Annotated in this window: 16 protein-coding genes; 7 read left to right on the top strand and 9 right to left on the bottom strand. The window is 45.1% G+C overall.

All coding sequences use genetic code 11. The annotated features are described in order from the left end of the window. Positions 1 to 25: 25 nt before the first annotated feature. On the bottom strand, positions 26 to 829 hold the full coding sequence (locus JM642_RS08260) for a hypothetical protein (RefSeq protein WP_203433423.1): 804 nt from the start codon (positions 827 to 829) through the stop codon (positions 26 to 28). Between the two features lie 174 nt (positions 830 to 1,003). On the opposite strand from JM642_RS08260, the gene sbcB reads away from it, so the two are divergent. Continuing rightward, the gene (gene sbcB, locus JM642_RS08255) at positions 1,004 to 2,416 is read left to right on the top strand and encodes an exodeoxyribonuclease I (protein ID WP_144345693.1); all 1,413 of its coding nucleotides are present in this window, start codon (positions 1,004 to 1,006) and stop codon (positions 2,414 to 2,416) included. A gap of 173 nt (positions 2,417 to 2,589) precedes the next feature. Next, positions 2,590 to 3,480 carry a cytidine deaminase gene (cdd, locus tag JM642_RS08250; RefSeq protein ID WP_203433421.1) on the top strand — a complete coding sequence of 297 codons (891 nt, stop codon included), beginning with the start codon at positions 2,590 to 2,592 and terminating at the stop codon, positions 3,478 to 3,480. A 72-nt stretch (positions 3,481 to 3,552) separates the two neighbouring features. On the opposite strand, the gene JM642_RS08245 is transcribed toward cdd, so the two are convergent. From JM642_RS08245 to JM642_RS08235, 3 genes are all read right to left on the bottom strand, one after another. Then, positions 3,553 to 3,762: a DUF1289 domain-containing protein gene (locus tag JM642_RS08245; protein WP_169548684.1), complete on the bottom strand. Its 210-nt coding sequence runs from the start codon at positions 3,760 to 3,762 to the stop codon at positions 3,553 to 3,555. Then, entirely contained in the window at positions 3,737 to 4,087 is a 351-nt protein-coding gene (locus JM642_RS08240; protein WP_203433419.1) for a VOC family protein, read from the bottom strand. The genes JM642_RS08245 and JM642_RS08240 overlap by 26 nt, the downstream gene beginning before the upstream one ends. 79 nt (positions 4,088 to 4,166) lie before the next feature. After that, positions 4,167 to 4,871 carry a DUF445 domain-containing protein gene (locus tag JM642_RS08235; protein ID WP_203433417.1) on the bottom strand — a complete coding sequence of 235 codons (705 nt, stop codon included), beginning with the start codon at positions 4,869 to 4,871 and terminating at the stop codon, positions 4,167 to 4,169. Between the two features lie 348 nt (positions 4,872 to 5,219). On the opposite strand from JM642_RS08235, the gene JM642_RS08230 reads away from it, so the two are divergent. From JM642_RS08230 to JM642_RS08220, 3 genes are all read left to right on the top strand, one after another. Then, a complete protein-coding gene (locus JM642_RS08230) occupies positions 5,220 to 5,600 on the top strand; it encodes a VOC family protein (RefSeq protein WP_037419655.1) in 381 nt (126 codons plus the stop codon). 249 nt (positions 5,601 to 5,849) lie between these two features. Next, on the top strand, positions 5,850 to 9,104 hold the full coding sequence (locus tag JM642_RS08225; protein WP_203433415.1) for a DUF748 domain-containing protein: 3,255 nt from the start codon (positions 5,850 to 5,852) through the stop codon (positions 9,102 to 9,104). A gap of 217 nt (positions 9,105 to 9,321) precedes the next feature. Then, positions 9,322 to 9,678 carry a glutathione S-transferase N-terminal domain-containing protein gene (locus JM642_RS08220; RefSeq protein WP_037427267.1) on the top strand — a complete coding sequence of 119 codons (357 nt, stop codon included), beginning with the start codon at positions 9,322 to 9,324 and terminating at the stop codon, positions 9,676 to 9,678. 30 nt (positions 9,679 to 9,708) lie between these two features. Here the strand turns inward: JM642_RS08220 and JM642_RS08215 are convergent, their stop codons facing one another. After that, complete coding sequence (locus JM642_RS08215; RefSeq protein WP_047540500.1) at positions 9,709 to 10,398, bottom strand: energy-coupling factor ABC transporter permease; 690 nt, start codon at positions 10,396 to 10,398, stop codon at positions 9,709 to 9,711. 212 nt (positions 10,399 to 10,610) lie between these two features. On the opposite strand from JM642_RS08215, the gene JM642_RS08210 reads away from it, so the two are divergent. Continuing rightward, on the top strand, positions 10,611 to 11,075 hold the full coding sequence (locus tag JM642_RS08210) for a hypothetical protein (protein ID WP_037419646.1): 465 nt from the start codon (positions 10,611 to 10,613) through the stop codon (positions 11,073 to 11,075). A gap of 117 nt (positions 11,076 to 11,192) precedes the next feature. Here JM642_RS08210 and JM642_RS08205 read toward each other — a convergent pair whose 3' ends face one another. From JM642_RS08205 to JM642_RS08190, 4 genes are read right to left on the bottom strand one after another with little or no spacing between them, the layout of a single operon-like run. Continuing rightward, positions 11,193 to 11,372 carry a Trm112 family protein gene (locus JM642_RS08205; RefSeq protein ID WP_037419644.1) on the bottom strand — a complete coding sequence of 60 codons (180 nt, stop codon included), beginning with the start codon at positions 11,370 to 11,372 and terminating at the stop codon, positions 11,193 to 11,195. Next, entirely contained in the window at positions 11,362 to 12,369 is a 1,008-nt protein-coding gene (lpxK, locus tag JM642_RS08200) for a tetraacyldisaccharide 4'-kinase (RefSeq protein WP_037427268.1), read from the bottom strand. Before lpxK ends, JM642_RS08205 begins: the two co-directional genes overlap by 11 nt. Further along, positions 12,370 to 14,175 carry a lipid A export permease/ATP-binding protein MsbA gene (gene msbA / locus JM642_RS08195; protein ID WP_203433413.1) on the bottom strand — a complete coding sequence of 602 codons (1,806 nt, stop codon included), beginning with the start codon at positions 14,173 to 14,175 and terminating at the stop codon, positions 12,370 to 12,372. It lies immediately after the preceding gene. A 32-nt stretch (positions 14,176 to 14,207) separates the two neighbouring features. After that, the gene (locus JM642_RS08190) at positions 14,208 to 16,529 is read right to left on the bottom strand and encodes a DNA internalization-related competence protein ComEC/Rec2 (RefSeq protein ID WP_203433411.1); all 2,322 of its coding nucleotides are present in this window, start codon (positions 16,527 to 16,529) and stop codon (positions 14,208 to 14,210) included. 32 nt (positions 16,530 to 16,561) lie between these two features. Between JM642_RS08190 and JM642_RS08185 the strand changes: the two genes are divergently transcribed. Beyond that, a complete protein-coding gene (locus JM642_RS08185) occupies positions 16,562 to 17,071 on the top strand; it encodes a DUF2062 domain-containing protein (RefSeq protein WP_037419631.1) in 510 nt (169 codons plus the stop codon). Positions 17,072 to 17,241 lie beyond the last annotated feature (170 nt).

The raw sequence follows: 17,241 nt of genomic DNA, 5'->3' as shown, positions 1-17,241 counted from the left end.
CTATTTAAAATGGGGGATGTCAAGCTTATATCTCATCTTCCATTAATCGCTCGACCATTTGCAGTAATTCAGGAGAAGCGAGTAGCTCAAAACACTCAAGTTTCCTTAAGGCTTTGTCGATATTCTGACTATCATTTGCGGCGCGACTAAAGCTCGGGCGCTCAAACATGTGGGTATAAGTTCGAAAAAGCCATTGGCGCTTCTGTTGTAGTAATGGATCTAATCGTACGGCCTCTTCAGCTAAGCCAGTATGGTATTGACCGAGTTCACCCCGTAAAAATGCTTGTAACTCCAATCTTATCTGCTCAATTTCGGTGAGGTAAACCGCAAGGGATTCCGATGTCGCACCGTAATCGTACTCCCTAGCAAGAATAGCCTTAGCCATCATCAGTACTCTCGGCTCATGTAAGCATCTGACGTCGGATTCAAGTGTTACAAACTCGAACTTTGATGCCGATTGCAAAGAGAATGTTACACTTTCTCTCACATCAACTTTAATTAAAATTCCTGCCCGAAGCTCTTGGGCAACAAATTTAGGGGCAGTCCCCATTCGATGATAAAGCCGCACACCTTGACCCAAGCACCTTGATACAGGAGCACTTAGCCCTGCGTCTGAAACAGAAGTTGTGTTTAGTTTTAACCCTAAAATCGGTTGAAGGCGCACTGCAATCTGTGGTGGAGTTTGTGAAACGACAATCAGCTCAAGTAAGGGAGCTCCCATCGTTTCAAGCACAATAAAATCACTCATGTTGCTTGGTAACGTTATGATCAATGACGACGTCTGTGCGACATCGAGTATCATAGGTTCATTGAGATATTGATGATGCATAAGACTGATCCCCTGTTCAATGGGAATTGTAACTGCCAATCGTGGTAAAGATCACCTGTTAAGCGCTTCTCTTTTCAATATAATTTATCCATCAAGGTTTTTGCTGATCAATATTGGGGTGAGTTTAACGGCTAAGATGCTATCATTCGACAAAACCGTCATTTGATTGAAATTATGTATACAGCATCTCAGCCAAGTATTTTTTGGCACGACTATGAAACATTCGGTGCCAACCCAGCCCAAGATAGACCCGCCCAATTTGCCGGGGTCCGTACCGATTTAGATCTTAACATTATCGGTGAGCCAGAGACTTTTTACTGCAAACAATCAACGGATTACCTGCCCTCACCCGAAGCGATTTTAATTACAGGGATCACGCCACAATTAGCCAATTTAAAAGGTTTACCTGAAACCGAGTTTATGGGGCGTATCCATACTCTCTTCAGCCAACCTAATACCTGTGTCGCTGGCTATAACTCGTTACGATTTGACGATGAAGTCACCCGCTATGGCTTTTACCGTAACTTTATCGATCCCTATGCCCGCGAATGGCAAAATGGCAATACGCGTTGGGATATCATTGATTTAGTGAGGGCTTGTTATGCCTTTAGACCCGACGGTATCCATTGGCCATTAAAAGAAGACGGTTCACCCAGTTTTAAACTGGAACATCTGACCCAAGCTAATGGTTTAAGCCATGAAAAAGCGCACGATGCCATGTCAGATGTTTACGCCACCATCGCAATGGCAAAACTGATAAAAGAAAAGCAACCTAAGTTATACCAGTACTATTTTGAATTGCGCCGTAAACAAGCCGTCAGCGCGCAAATTGACGTATTAAATATGCTACCGCTTGCCCATGTCAGTTCGAAGATAAGTGCAATGCACGGTTGTACAACCCTTATCGCCCCCGTTGCACACCACCCAAGTAACAAAAATGCCATTATTTGCGTGAATTTAGCGATGGATTTAAGCCCACTGTTTGAGCTGGATGTCGAGCAGATAAAAACGCGCATGTACACGCCCAGAGCGGAGCTTGCCGAGGATGAGTTACCCATCCCAGTTAAACAGGTGCATCTTAACAAATGCCCTTTTATTACTTCGGCCAAAATTTTAGATGATGTGCAGGCAGAAAGACTCAACATTGATAAAGCCTTTGCCAGAGAACAATACAAACGCTTAAAGTCTCACCCGGAATTACGGGAGAAGCTGGCGCAACTGTTTGAGCATGATGGCGAAGTAACCACCACGGATCCTGACTTAATGTTGTATTCGGGTGGATTTTTCAGCCCTGCCGATAAAGCTAAGATGGAGATCATTCGCCATACCTTACCTCAAAATTTAGCCGCACTTGATTTGCAATTTGATGATGGACGCATCCCAGAAATGCTATTCCGTTATCGGGCGCGCAATTATCCCGAATTGCTTGATGATCAAGAGTCCCATCGCTGGCGCACCTTCTGTCAGCAGCGTTTGGCCGATCAGGATTATCTGCTCAAACTTGAAAATTTGTTGCAAGATACCGAAGGCGATGAGCATAAACAAAAACTACTCGCCGCCCTGTGCCACTATTTGCGTGGATTGTAGACCACAAAATAGCCCATGTTTTTTGTTGATTTAGCGCCTATGATTGATAACTTCTTTCAGATGTTAACTAACAGGCGCTTAATTGAACCATAAACGCGAACTAACTCGCATTTATACTGTAACAAAATTACTAGAATGTTCTTCCATGAACTTAACAAACAAGGAGTCGGGAAATGCAAGATAGATTTATCCGAAGCATAACCCAGCTGCCAACCCCATTGGCTGACGCATTAATTCCCTTATTACATCAAGGTTTTGCGGGACATATCGATGTACAGCAACTGGCAGAGTTAGTCAAAAGCAGCAATATGACCGAATCAGAGGTGTTACTGGCTTTGTTACCTATTGCCGCCGCCTTGGCCAAACCACCCATTAGTGAGTTTTATGTTGGTGCAATTGCCAAAGGAAAAAGTGGCGACATTTATATGGGTGCCAACTTAGAACTGCCTGGCGAAGCCCTCTTCCACTCAGTACACGCAGAGCAAAGCGCTATTAGTCACGCGTGGCTTAGCGGCGAAAGCCAGATTGTGGATATGATCGTGAACGCCAGTCCCTGCGGTCATTGCCGTCAGTTTATGAATGAATTAGTCGAAGGCGGCCAAATCAAGATCCATTTGCCATCACAGGATAGCCATTTATTGTCCTATTATCTGCCCTATGCGTTTGGGCCAAAAGACTTAAATGTTCAGTCACCGCTGTTAGTCAAGCAGGAAACTGAATTTGCACTCGATAGCAGTGATCCTATGGTAATTGAAGCCTTAGATCATGCGGGCTTAAGCTATGCACCTTATACCCAAAGCTATGCGGCGGTTGTATTAGAAACCGCGGATGGCGCAACCTACTGTGGTCGCTACGCTGAAAACGCCGCGTTTAACCCATCGATGCTCCCAATGCAAATGGCGCTATCGAATCTGACTCGGCATAATCGTGATTTTGGTGAGATCCGCCGCGCGGTATTGGTGGAATCCTCCCAAGGTAAAATCAGCTTAGTGGGCGCAGCAATGGATGCATTGCATGCTGTTGCCGCGATAGAACTCGAACATATTGTGGTTGATCCTATCTAGTCAGTTAACGCGGCGCTTCTGTTTTTATACTTCGGTATTGACTTAAGTTGCGCCGCGATGCTTTGGCCTATTTTAGCTGCTAGGGCGTTTTGCCATAAAAACGGCTTTGCGCTCAGCCATTTTAAGACAACAGGCGCTTCGCTGCTCCTCTGTCATGTTTCGCCACGCCAAAATCTCCTCAAGATGCCTAAAACACCCCATGCAGATATCCTGCTGATCGAGACAGCAATTTCGTACACAGGGCTGATAAATACTGTTATTCTGACCAGACCGCATATTCATTGCCCGCAGGCTCGATAAAATGGAAACGTCGACCACCTGGGAAGCTAAAAATCTCAGTGCTAATGGTGCCGCCAGCCGCGATCACGGCGGCTAAAGTTTCTTCCAAGGTCTTACTGTATAGCACAATCAGGGGACAGCCCTTTTCTAGGGTAAAACAAACATCAGCTTGATAAAAACCACCCGTTATTCCCGCATCGATAAAGCAACTGTACTGTGGGCCATAATCCTCAAAACGCCAACCAAATACAGTATTGAAAAACGCTTTAGAACAATCAATATCAGATGTTGGAATCTCTAAATAATTGATAGTGTGATGACGATTCATAATCTTCCCTGCCCAATGAATAACTTAATCAATAAAAAAGGGAGCCATTGCTCCCTTCGCGATAGTGGCTAATCTCAGATTAGCCCTGTACTAAGGCGGCGACAAGTCCGATGGCTCCACCAAACACACCGCCCCACACCACGAGCCAACCTAAATGCGTCTGGATCATCTCCTGAACTATCTGCTTAACCATTTGCGGGGTTAATTCATTTAAGCGTTGCTCAACGATATTAGCAATCTTCTGTTGTAAATCGGCCATCACATTTGGCTGTTCAAGCTCTTGCTTCAATAGGCCGCGGAATTGTTCACTCTCGGCCATATCGACCAATGAAGCTTTCATCTTCTCAATAAAGGGTTCTTTTAGCGGCATTAGCGCCTCAGTCCCCCCAAACATGGCTAACATGCCACCAAATGAAGATTGTGCCACAGTATTGACTAAGGCATCGAAAGACGGTGCTAAGTCTACTTTCTCAATCACAGGCGCCAAATCGATTTGGCTTATACCTTCTTTTTCAGACAAAAAACGATCAATGTTTTCAGCGGTAAAAAACTGTTTCATCATCAGATGAGCAATGCCGAGTTTAAATTCTTCAAACCGCGAAGGCACCACACCAGAACCATACAAGCCAGGGACTTTTTCAAACAACATATACACCGCAAGCCAATTGGTTATCGCACCAGATAATGCAAATAACCCAACATTAAATAGAATGGGTAAGCTCAGTGCGTATCCCAAGATCACACAAATGGCTGCCAACACATTGGTCACTAAACTCTTATTCAATCGTTAATCCCCCTATTACGCAATTTCATCGATTGCAAATGGCGCTAGTTTAGCAAGCGAAGGGGAGTAAGGTCTAATGCTGTAAAACAATACTAACACCACCAATCAGCCGCAAAACAGAGCGCAAACTCAGCAAATACTCAGCGGAGCGGCACAAGCACAACATCAAGACAAACTCGATAAACAGATTTTTGTTATTTCATTAATTAACATTAACTTAGTTTAATGATTTACAGCAGAAAATAATGTCACATTTCTGGATCTGCTTAGGAATTATTGAAAAGCATCGTCTACACTCAAAATACTAATCGCCTCGCCACAAGGCTCAATAACATAAAGGACGCGCTTATGGACTCTGCATTTAATACCGCTGGTGCCTTAGGCTGGCATGAACTCACGACCCACAACACTGAAGAGGCCATGCGCTTTTATGGTGAAGTATTTGGCTGGCAATTTAGAACGGTCAAGATGCCCCATGGTCAGTACCACTTGATTGAAAATCAAGGTGTAGGTATCGGCGGTATCACTGATAATCAGCTCCCGACGCTACCTTCGCACTGGACAGGTTATGTCACGGTCGCCGATGTCGACTTGGTCGCGATTAACGCTAAAAAACTTGGTGGCGATATTCTGTTTGGTCCAGAAGATATTCCGAAAGTGGGTCGCTTTTGTTGGATAAAAGATCCACAAGGCGCCGTCATCGCCGCGATAAGTTATCTCACCACTTAAACTAAGCTATTCGTATTAAAAAGCTTAGCGGTCATAAAATGCCCACTGGAGACACAACATGTTACCCTCGTAAAGCGAGGGTTATGAGTTAACATACATTCTGACTCACATTGGTTGCCATACGGTAACACTCAGATTTAATTGACAAAACACCAAAAAAATCATGCAGAGGTAAGCATTATTCGCTAGAATAACCACATTTATTGATAGATTTCGCGCCAGCGTGCGTATTGGAGCATTAATCTGACTATGCTAACTCAACTATCACGGTTAAAACTCGCGTTTTTTAGTCGCCCCCGATACCAACGAGTTCTCGTCTATTTAACCATTACCTACTTAAGTTACCTTATCGCCCTCGGATTAATACTCCCCAAGGCTATCGTCGCCTTCGCCCCAGAGAAGCTTTCACAGCTATTAGGGCGTCCGGTCAGTTTACAGGGTATGCATATCAATCCTTTTAACTACCGCGTCAATATCGGCCAGCTCGCCGTTAAGGAGAAAGATAATCGGGATTTTGCCGGATTAGCACAGCTCCAATTTGAGGTGCATTTTTGGCAGTCTATATTCAATCGAGCCTTAGTGATTGATCATATTCAGTTGCAAACGCCCTTTGCTCATATCCAACGGTTTCAAACTCATGGGGCAACTCAGTTTAACTTTGACGACATCGTTACCACCCTCAACCAAGCTAAAACCGCCAGCAAACCAGACACGAGTGCTGAACAAGCACGTCCTTTGCGCATCATCTTAGGTGAGTTAACCGTCAGTGCAGCCAAGTTCAAATTTGATGACAAGATAACCAAGGCGCAAATTGATTACCCCAATATCAACTTCAAACTCAGTCAATTAGATACTGAATACCTGATGTTACCTAATCCTGCTAGCGTAGCTAAGACGTCATCAACCAAAGATGCGGTGACAAACAATGCCGTTCCAGCAACAACTACGGCGAATACTACTCCAGCAACATCGGCGACAAATGCCACTACGACTATCGTGCATAACCAATTTGTCGCCCAGTTGCAGGATGCCCACGCAGGTGAAGTGAGCCTTGCCGGACAATTTCAGCTGTTTCCCTTTAAGCTCGTCGGGGATGTACAGCTTGCCAAACTCAAACTTGTGCCGCTCTGGCAATTTGTTGCCGATCAATTCAATGTCAAACTGGGGACAGGTGAGCTCAGTATCAACGCCCATTACCAAGTCGATTTACCCGAACAAGGTGAATTACAACTCACTGCCGAAAGTGGGCAAGTGATTGTTGAAAAAGTGAATTTGCTCAATGGTGACCAATCAGTTATCACCTTACCTTTGCTGGCTGTAGATGGGATCAGCGCTCATCTGGCCAAGCAGCGGGTCAATATTAAGCAAATCCACACTGAAGGCTTAAGTCTTAAGGCTAAGCTAGATGAACAAGGTATTGATTTAGTTCAACTATTAATGCCAAAATCTATGGCTGCCAGCACTGATACTGCAACGCCGAACTCGCCTGCAGAAGCGCAAACAGCAGAAGCGTCAGCTGAAACGAACACGTCAGCCGCATCGCCTTCACAAGCAACCTCGGATAAGAGTGTTACTGAACAGCAAGATGCCTGGTTAGTGACACTGGGCGGACTGAATGTCGAAAACTATGATATTCAGCTTGAGGAGCACAAACTCAGCAAAACGGCGCAGCAATGGCGAATCTATCCATTAGATTTTGCGACTGAAACCATAGTGAGCGATTTAAAAGCCCCGATTGAATACCAACTCTCCTTTGGACTAAACGATAAAGGCCATTTTACCTCCAAGGGGCAAGTCGATGTCCTTGGGAAAGCCATCAGCGCTAACCTCAAAGTGGAGCAGTTGGCCTTAGCCCAATTTCAACCTTACCTTGAGCCCTATGTCAATATGCAGCTTAAAAGCGGCCTATTCAGTAGCGATGGCGAGGTTCATGCCAATGGCAAAGGCAAAGCCATTTATCAAGGTAACGTTGAGCTGGATGATTTGAATATCCTCGACAGCATCCGCAAAGCGCCATTGGTGAAATGGCAAAAAATGCATATTAATCAGCTCGATTTTGACCAGCAACAGAATCAAATCAAGATTGATCATTTAAGTTTTGAGCAACCTTATGCCAAGGTTGTTATCGCGAAGGATCGTACAACCAATATCAGCAATCTGATTATTGAACAGCAAGCCATTACCGAGCCTAAAGTCACTGGACAAATGGCGCAAACTGGCATTCAAGCCGAAATCAGCACCAATACAGTTGCGCCATCCCAAACCGCAGCTAAAAAGCCCGAGTTAAGCTTAGATATTCAAAAAATTAGCTTTAACCAAGGATCAGCATTTTTTGCCGATAATTCGCTAACACCTAACTTTGCCTCAGGCATCGAGCAGCTAGAAGGTTATATCAGTCACCTATCCTCCAAGCCGGGTACTAAGGCATCAGTCGATATTAAAGGCAAAATTGACCGCTATGCACCAGTTACATTAAAGGGGGATATTAATCCCTTGTTAGATAAACCTTATCTTGATTTAGACTTGGTTTTTAAGAGTGTTGAGCTGACGTCAGTAAACCCATACTCTGGCACCTATGCAGGCTATTACATTGATAAAGGGCAATTATCGTTAGCACTTAACTACAAACTTGAGCAAAACCAACTCAAGGGCAGCAACCACCTAGTGATTAATCAACTCAAACTGGGGAAACGCAGTAACAGTGATTTAGCCACCAGTTTGCCCGTAACGTTAGCGATTGCATTATTGCAGGATCGCCATGGCGTGATTGACCTAGGAATGGAAGTCTCTGGCGATCTAGACTCACCCAGCTTTAGTGTTGGCAGCATCATCATGACAGCCATTACCAATGTGATTACTAAAGCCGTCACAGCCCCCTTCTCTTTCCTTGCAGGTCTCATTGGCGCTGATGATACCTTAGATAAAATCCCCTTTAATCCCGGGCAATTTACCCTCACTTCCCGTGAGCAAGAAAGCCTAGATAAGCTCGCCAAAGGATTAGAGGATAGACCCATGCTACAGCTCAGTCTTGAGGGCAGTGTCGATGCAATAAACGATAGCCAAGCAATTAGCGAGCGTATGATGAAACGCAAGCTGGCTGCCTTAGCGAATATTCAGCTGACGGAATTGCCGGCAGATCTCAGCCCGAGTCAGTTTCCGACTCAAGGACCTCTAGCCGATGCCCTTCTCAAACTCTATGAGCAGGAAGTTAAAGCCAATCCTGATGATGTGAAAGACAATATTATTGCTGAAACCAAAGATACACCACTGAGTAAAGAGGAACTGACCACCCGATGGCATATCGCGCTTTATAACCTTTCGCTAAAAGCGCAAACGGTCGGTCAAGACAGGTTGGGAGATTTAGCGCAGGAGAGAGCGAAATCAGTCAAGGCCTACCTTGTTGATAGCAAGGGCATCGCACCTGAACGCATTTTCCTACTCGAAAGTCGCGTCACCCTCAATCAAGATGCTGCCCAAGTGAATATGAGCATCGAAGCTAAATAACGCGTTGTACAAGACCATAGAGAATCAAATGCCCAGTATTCACTGGGCATTTTTATTGGTTGATTAAGGTAGCGCCCCCTCGTTCTATTACTTGGCCTAAAACATCCATTAGGTTAAACTCTGCGGCTTTATGCGAGCGGAATCACATTCCGCGCGTCTATCCCCTTTCGCACAGCCAATATTGCGGCGCGCTAAAACACTTTTACTCGAGGTAGTTATGTTCATTATTCGCTGGATTTTAGGCCGGATCATTTTGTTGCTTAACTTTGTGTTCGCCCCAAAGAAACTCAAACGCCCATCAGCAGAACAACAAAAAATCGATGCGCAAACTCAAGCACTGGCGCTATATCAGTACAATGCTTGTCCTTTCTGCGTAAAAGTGCGCCGAGCTATGCGCCGTCAAGGGCTGAATATCCAAACCTTGGATGCAAAAAAATCCCCACATAGAGACGAGCTCATCGCCCAAGGTGGCAAGCAACAAGTGCCCTGTTTACGGATTGAAGACAATGGTCAAGTGCAATGGCTATATGAATCTAAGGATATCATCAGCTACTTAGAACAACGTTTTGCCTAGCACAACAATGCGCGCCCCACGGCGCGCTTTTCATTTACGCCACAAGTACTCACGGTCAGAATAATCAAACAACCATTGGGGTTGATACACCACCAACAGCGTCACCGCCATGCCGTTGAGCAACGCCTCAGGAAAGGCTAATAACGGGATTAACATCAGATAGTTATCAACTAACATGCTCCAGTCATAATCCGCCGACAACCAAAGCCAAAATGCCCAACTAAATTGATGAAAAACCGTCGATAATCCTGCATTAATAAAGGCGCCAACAAAAATAAACACAAAAAGATGCTTAGGAAATAAATGGTAACTGCGGCTGTAAAGCATAAACGCACAGAATAACGGGAGGGCTATTGCAAACAAGCCAAATGCACCAAACTCACCAGGCTGCTTTAGGACAAATATGCTGAAAAACGCACTTGGGAGGAGTAAGGCAACCGTCGCTAAGCGCCAACCAAACATCAATAGACAAGTGACTATCCCTAGAAAATGTAAATGAATTCCGACTTGAATACTGGCATTGAGGAGCCATAAGGTATTTACCGCAATCAGCGTTAACAACAACCGCCATTGCAAGCCTTTATCCTTAACAACCTGCAGTAACTCTTCCTTAGGCCAAATAGCATAAATCCAAAGTCCCAGCAGTAGCAGGCTTACCCCCTGTAATGGGCTGATATTCCAGTCTATTTCAGCAAATCGCTTGGCCCAAAAATCCAGCATCAGTAAGGCTCCGGAGTAGATGCCCATTCAACCTATCGCGACAAGTTTCAGAGCAGATTCAAGTTGTTTCGGTATTAGGGTGATTAACCAACCTATTCGGGCGAATAAACTTCTTTACCAGTATATCGCGAATAAAACCGATAATTGCATGATATTGAGCGACATATTAAGGTATTCTTCGCTAAGTAAATCATCTAAGAGTAATCCTTGATATGCCATTGAGATCGATAAGCCTGACATTATTGAGCTGCTTAACATTACTCGCTTGCAGCAGCGCTCCGATAGACCCCTCTGAATTTGCAGGTAAATTTAAAGACAAACTCACCACTGATATCCGCGCAGATGGCCTTAAACTCTTTACCTATCAGGCAGGTTTTGCGGAGGAATACTCACCAAGAGATGTCACCGAACGCCCCTTCCCCCACGAAGAACGTATGCGTCAAGTCGCGCAAGATCCCCGCGAGCAGCGTCGTTTATACCAACAACAAGCGGATGCACTCGATATCTGGGGCAGACAAGTTGAATTGGGACTCGAGAAAACCTTAGAAATGACAGGTTACTGCCGCGAAGGTTACTTTGAGTTGAGCCGAATAATAGAATCAGGACGGGGAGAAATACGTGGTGAATGTAAAGAAGGCGCCACTGAGGAAGATAAACAAAAGTTTGTGCGCTTTTAAGTCATGAAAAGGGCGAGATGATCGCCCTGTTCTCTACACTTATGCACGGCGGTGTCGCAAGTACACGACTTAGCTCAAACCGTTAAGTTCAATAACGCTGAGTTTTATGCCTAAAAATCAAACTGCTTCATTTAACGGTAAGGCACGATTTTCCAATAACACTGGGATGCCATCGGTAATGGGATAAGCTAATTTGTCCGCTTTACAAATCAATTGCTGCGCCGCCTTATCGTACTCCAACTTTCCTTTACATACTGGACAAGCAACGATATCTAACAGTTTTTTATCAAACGCCATGGGATTTTCCTTTTTTAGCTGCAGCCACAGAGCGTAATCGGCTCAGCAACTGTTGATCAAATTGTGGCGATAGCTTGGCATCGACAGCCAAATACCACCAGTTTTCTTGTGCAAAATCGCGACATTTAACCGCATCTTTTTCAGTCATCATCAAGGGGCGAGATGCTGCAAGCTCGCATAACACGTGTTTATCGTAGGCTTGGTGGTCATCAAAACCATGGGATAACGCGAGTTGAAAACCTTGCTGCGTTAAGGTTTCAAAAAAACGCGCCGGATGACCAATACCCGCCATTGCCACCACGGGCTGGGTCGGATCAAACACGGCCTCAGCCTTAGGATTTACCGGCAACACCGCACTTGGGCTCAGCTGCATCTCATATTGATTCGCCTGCGCGGGTCCACTATTGACCACCACAAAATCCACTTGATTAAGACGCCAAGCACCTTCCCGTAGTGGGCCTGCTGGAAGCAAATGACGATTCCCTAAACCGCGCTTTCCATCAATCACCACCAGCTCAATATCACGGCCGAGGGCGTAATGTTGCAAGCCATCGTCACAGATAATGACATCCACGGCAAACTGCGCCAGCAAGGTTTTTGCGGTATCAACACGTTTAGGGCCCACCACCATAGGCACACCAGTACGCGCCACAATCATAGCTGGCTCATCGCCCACATCAGTTGCAGCATCCTTTACGCTAACGACTTTTACCCCTTGGATATGCGCGCCATAACCACGGCTGATCACACCCGGATTAAACCCCTGTTGACGCAGCAGTTCAATCAAATAGATGACTGTAGGGGTTTTACCACTACCGCCAACGGTAATATTGCCCACCACGATCACGGGGACTGGCAGTGTGGTTTGTGATTTAATCCCTAAGCGAAATAAACCACGGCGAATTGCGGTAATAAGCGCAAACAACGCAGAAAAAGGCAGTAAGAGCCACCGTAATGGGTGGCCTTGATACCAAATTTTATTCACTAACGCCTGCATTTAGCTACCAAACTGCATTTGGTATAACTTGGCATACATGCCGCCAAGTTCGAGTAGAGATTTGTGGGTGCCACGCTCAACGATGCGACCTTGATCGACCACTAAAATTTGATCGGCACTTTCAATCGTTGATAACCGGTGAGCAATCACAACCGAGGTGCGGTTATGGCGTAAATTGTCTAATCCCTGCTGAATCGCTTTCTCAGATTCAGTATCAAGGGCCGATGTCGCTTCATCCAGAATGAGCACTGGTGCATCACGTAACATTGCCCGCGCAATCGCAATCCGTTGCCTCTGACCGCCTGACAATAGCACGCCGTTTTCACCGACTTGGGTATCTAAGCCATCGGGCAATTGCTCAATAAATTCCATCGCATGAGCTAAGGTCGCCGCCTCAATAATCTGCTCGCGGGTGACTTCGCCCGGATAGGCATAGGCGATATTATTGGCAATAGTATCGTTAAAGAGTGTCACTTGCTGCGATACCAAAGCCACTTGACTACGTAATGATTTCAATGAGTAATCATAAATACTCACATCATCAAGCAGAATATCGCCAGACGCTAGTCCGGTGTAAAAACGAGTCACCAAGCTTGCGATCGTCGACTTCCCCGACCCAGAGCGCCCGACTAAGGCTAAGGTTTGCCCTTGGGACACTTCAAAGTCAATTTTATCTAAAGCGCGGCGCTCCTGGCCTTCGTAACTAAAGGAAACATTATCAAAACGTAAGTTGCCCTTAGCACGCTTGACGGTATAAGTACCAGTATCCGATTCTGGCAAAGTGTCTAACAGTTCAAATACTGTGGTGCACGCTGCAATACCACGTTGAAATTCGGCATTCACACGCGTGAGGTTTTTGATGGGTTGCAGCATGGCCATCATCGCGCCCAGAATCGTCGCGAAGGTACCTGCGGTCAAATCGGCTTTCATACTATCTAGGCTCGCCGCATACAGCACAAAGGCCAAGGCAAAGGAGCCAATCACCATGATAAGCGGCTGGCTGATAGCCTGTGCGATCGCAAGTTTCATATTTTGATGACGGTTTCTGTCATTAATTTTGGCAAAGCGAGCCGTTTCTGTTTCTTGTCCACCAAAGGCCAGTACGTTTTTATGACCTTTGATCATCTGCTCCGTTGCGGCACTGACATCCCCCATCGCCGTTTGGATTTGTTTCGACACCTTACGGAAGCGGCGACTCACAATAGTCATCACTAATCCCATAATCGGACCAATCACTAAAATACACAGAGAAAGCTTCCAAGAGTTATAAAACATCAATCCCAGCATACCGATAACGGTCACACCGTCACGAACAATCGAAATCAAGGCACTGCCCGATGCACGGGCAATTTGCTCGGTATCGAAGGTCACTTTTGAAATTAAATTGCCCGTGTTTTCCTTATCCATGTAACTCACGGGTAAACTTAGATAATGTTGAAACACTTGCTGGCGCATATCCATAATTAACCTAGCGCTCATATAAGAAATGCCGTAGGTGGATACGAAGTTTGCAAAGCCGCGCAGGGAGAACATTAAAATAACCACGATAGGCGCCATTAATAGCACTTGGTTATCGGCATGAAAGCCTTGGTTCGTGGGGAGTGCAATACCGTTAGTTATCGCTGGTGTACTGCTGGAAAACCCTTTATCGATAAAAGGGCCAATAAAAGAAATAAAAGCCGCATCGACAAGCCCATACACAATAAGGCCAGCAACTGAAAGCAAAAACATGCCCTTCATCGGTTTGAGATAGGCCAGTAATCGCTTGAATACGGTCCACATTTCGTCTTTAGGATATGCTGTCATTGGTAACACTAAATTATGGCAAAGTGCTCATTCTACTCTGGATTAATCAAGTCACCAAATCTAAACAAGCGGTTATACCAAAATGGAGCTAAATCTTGCCGATAGGTTTTTACGTCGAGTCGCCCTTGTTCAAAAGTAACGCTAATTTGTCCTTCAATCCCTGTGGTTAAGTGGTTTATCTGCAAAGCTTGGTAGCGGGCAACGACATCGGCTTTAGGAAAGCCATAACGATTATTCAACCCCGCAGGAAACAGTACTAACTCCGGTGCCACCCTTTCAATAAATGCCAGCGTAGATGAGGTGCGGCTTCCATGGTGTGGAGCAATAAGCACCTGACTTTTAAGTATAAAGCCCGCTTGCACTCGCTCAATCAATATACTCTCTGTTTCCTTTTCAATATCACCGCTCAGTAATAGACTTTGCTGACCATCATCAATCCGCAGCACACAAGAAGCATTATTGCCACCCGCCTGGGTTTGTGGGGAAATAAAGCGTAAGGTAAGTTGTTGCCAATCAATCTGTTGTGGCAAACAAGGCTGAGCATTTAAGTGGTCAACATCAGTAATCCATTTTGCCTGAGGATACGCTTTTGCCAGTACTTGAGCGCCTCCAGCATGGTCGTTATCGCCGTGGCTGATCACAATAAAATCGATATCAGTTAATCCTCGAGTATTAAGAAAAGGGATAACCACACGGTCACTGTAGCTAAAATCATCGCCAAATGCGGCGCCCGTATCATAGATAAGTGCCCTATCATCCTTTTCAACCACCACGGCTAATCCTTGCCCTACATCAAGTAAATGTAGTGTCCATTGAGTGGTTTTCGATGCTGTAATGCGCTGAAAAACAGACAATGCCAGAGGTAGAAACAGTAACCCTATCAACAAATGCCAGTGCCAATATTGGCGCCGATGAGGAACATATCGCCACAGAATCAACGCAAAAAGTGCGCACAGGCCGCTTGCTAATAATGTCTCGGAAACCACATGCCAATGGGCGGGTAAATCGACGCTGAGTTCGAGTAACTTGCCGTAGGGAAATAGTGCTAAATCCGCCAAATTGAATAATCCCAACCACGATTGCCCCAAAAGCGTACCTAACCACCAGATGATAAAAGCCAGCATCGATAGCGGAATGACAATAAGACTAAACCAAGGCACCACCAGCATATTCATCCACAAACTATGGATACTCACACCACCAAAAAAGATGGCTTGCAGCAGTCCCAATATCAGGCTTAAGCGCCATTGTATTGACCAAAACTGTATGACTCTGACTCGCGACTTGGCTAAAAAAGTTGTTTTACTATCAACAGACTGTGTAAATTTGGCACTTTCTAAGGTATATAAAATAATCGCCAAAGCACAAAAAGAAAGCCAAAATCCAGCACTCAAACAAGCGAGAGGATCAATGAGTAACACCACAAATAAGGCAAACAGCAAACGATCCCATGCGCTTGAGTAGCGTCTTAATAAACTCAACAGCATAACCAATAAAATCATCACTAACGCCCGCTGTGTTGACACGGCAAAACCGGCTAAATAGCTATAAAATAGAGCACTCACTCCTGCTAAAATGAGCGCAATAACTATATTTCGTCGACTTGGATGCGGCGCCAAACGCGTAAGAAAAAACAAAGCGCAAGCATAGACCCAAGCGGTGATCACCGATAAATGTAATCCCGATATCGCCACCAGATGGCCCGTGCCCGTTTGCCTTAACGCCTGCCACTTAGTTTGCGAGATAAGTTGTTTATCCCCGAGGATTAACGCCAGCAGAATATCCCCCTGTGTTAACGCAGATAACTTTGGAGCAAGTCGTGTGATTAAGTGATGTCTTAACGAAAAACGCTCAGCTTGAAGCCTTGCATGCATAACGCGGCCTTTACCGACAATATGCTGACTAATCAATTGCTTTTGTTCGTTATATCCTCCTTGATTGAGTACACTGGATATACTTTTAGGCATAAAAGTGAAATCCCAAACTTGCCCAACTTGCAGTGTCGCCTCGGATTGCCAGGTTAAACGCAACTTAGCCGTTGGCCCAAAGATTAAATTTGGTTTATCGACAACAATATCGAAGCTAACCCAGTCGCTGTTTTGACTAACTAGTGATATGATTTCGCCCCTCACCTGTATAGGCTTTTGGGATAAAGGAAGATCCTGCCGAGATAACACTAAGCAAAATCCTGTTAGCCAGAACATCGCAAAGAGTGTGCCAGATAAGCTAGGTGCTTTTTTGAATAAGATGAGAGCCCCAAAGCAAAAGTAGGGTAGATAAGTAATTGGCGGCAGCGAAGGCCATAACATCGCTGACAGTAAGGTGGCACTAAAGCCAAACATGAATCCATTCATAGTGAATTAAGTTAAGACAGCAATTTCAGCCTATGCCAAAAAAATTAATAAAAAGATTTATGCCTAAGCCTGAAACCCTGCGTGAGCACAAACACCTACGCATTTTCGGTCGCTTATTACACAATCCTAATCTTTGGGCGCTTAATCGACGCTCTGCGCCGGGGGCCTTTGCCATAGGCTTGTTTGTCGCTTGGATCCCAATGCCTTTTCAAATGGTGGTCGCCGCGGCCTTTGCAATCCTTTTTAATGTCAATATTCCCGTTTCCGTCGCTTTAGTCTGGATCACCAATCCACTTACGATGCCAGTTATGTTTTATGGGGCTTATTTATTAGGTGCAAAAATTCTTGGCCACGCACCGCAGGAATTTGCCTTTGAGGCAAGCTGGCAATGGATAGAAGCCTCATTAGCCACAATTGGGCCAGCATTCCTACTAGGTTGCCTAGTATTAGGGATCGTGTTTTCCACTGTAGGATATTTAATGATCAGTAACCTCTGGAAATACTCGATCATGTTTAAGTGGCAAAAGCGTAAGACCAAATAATTGCGACTTGCAGATACAATGGCTTAACTTGTTTTATGTTAGAGAAATTGACTTTCCTAATTGAACAAGTTAAGCATTAACACCTTTTTAGCGTTTGCATCCCTGTATTTCCTTTACGTCCTCTATTGTAATTTATTCTACCTTATCAATAGATTAAACCACGGCGATAA

Origin of the sequence: Shewanella sp. LZH-2 (genome assembly GCF_016859145.1) — a bacterium.
GTDB lineage: Bacteria > Pseudomonadota > Gammaproteobacteria > Enterobacterales > Shewanellaceae > Shewanella > Shewanella xiamenensis.
This window is presented reverse-complemented; position numbering and strand designations above follow the sequence as displayed.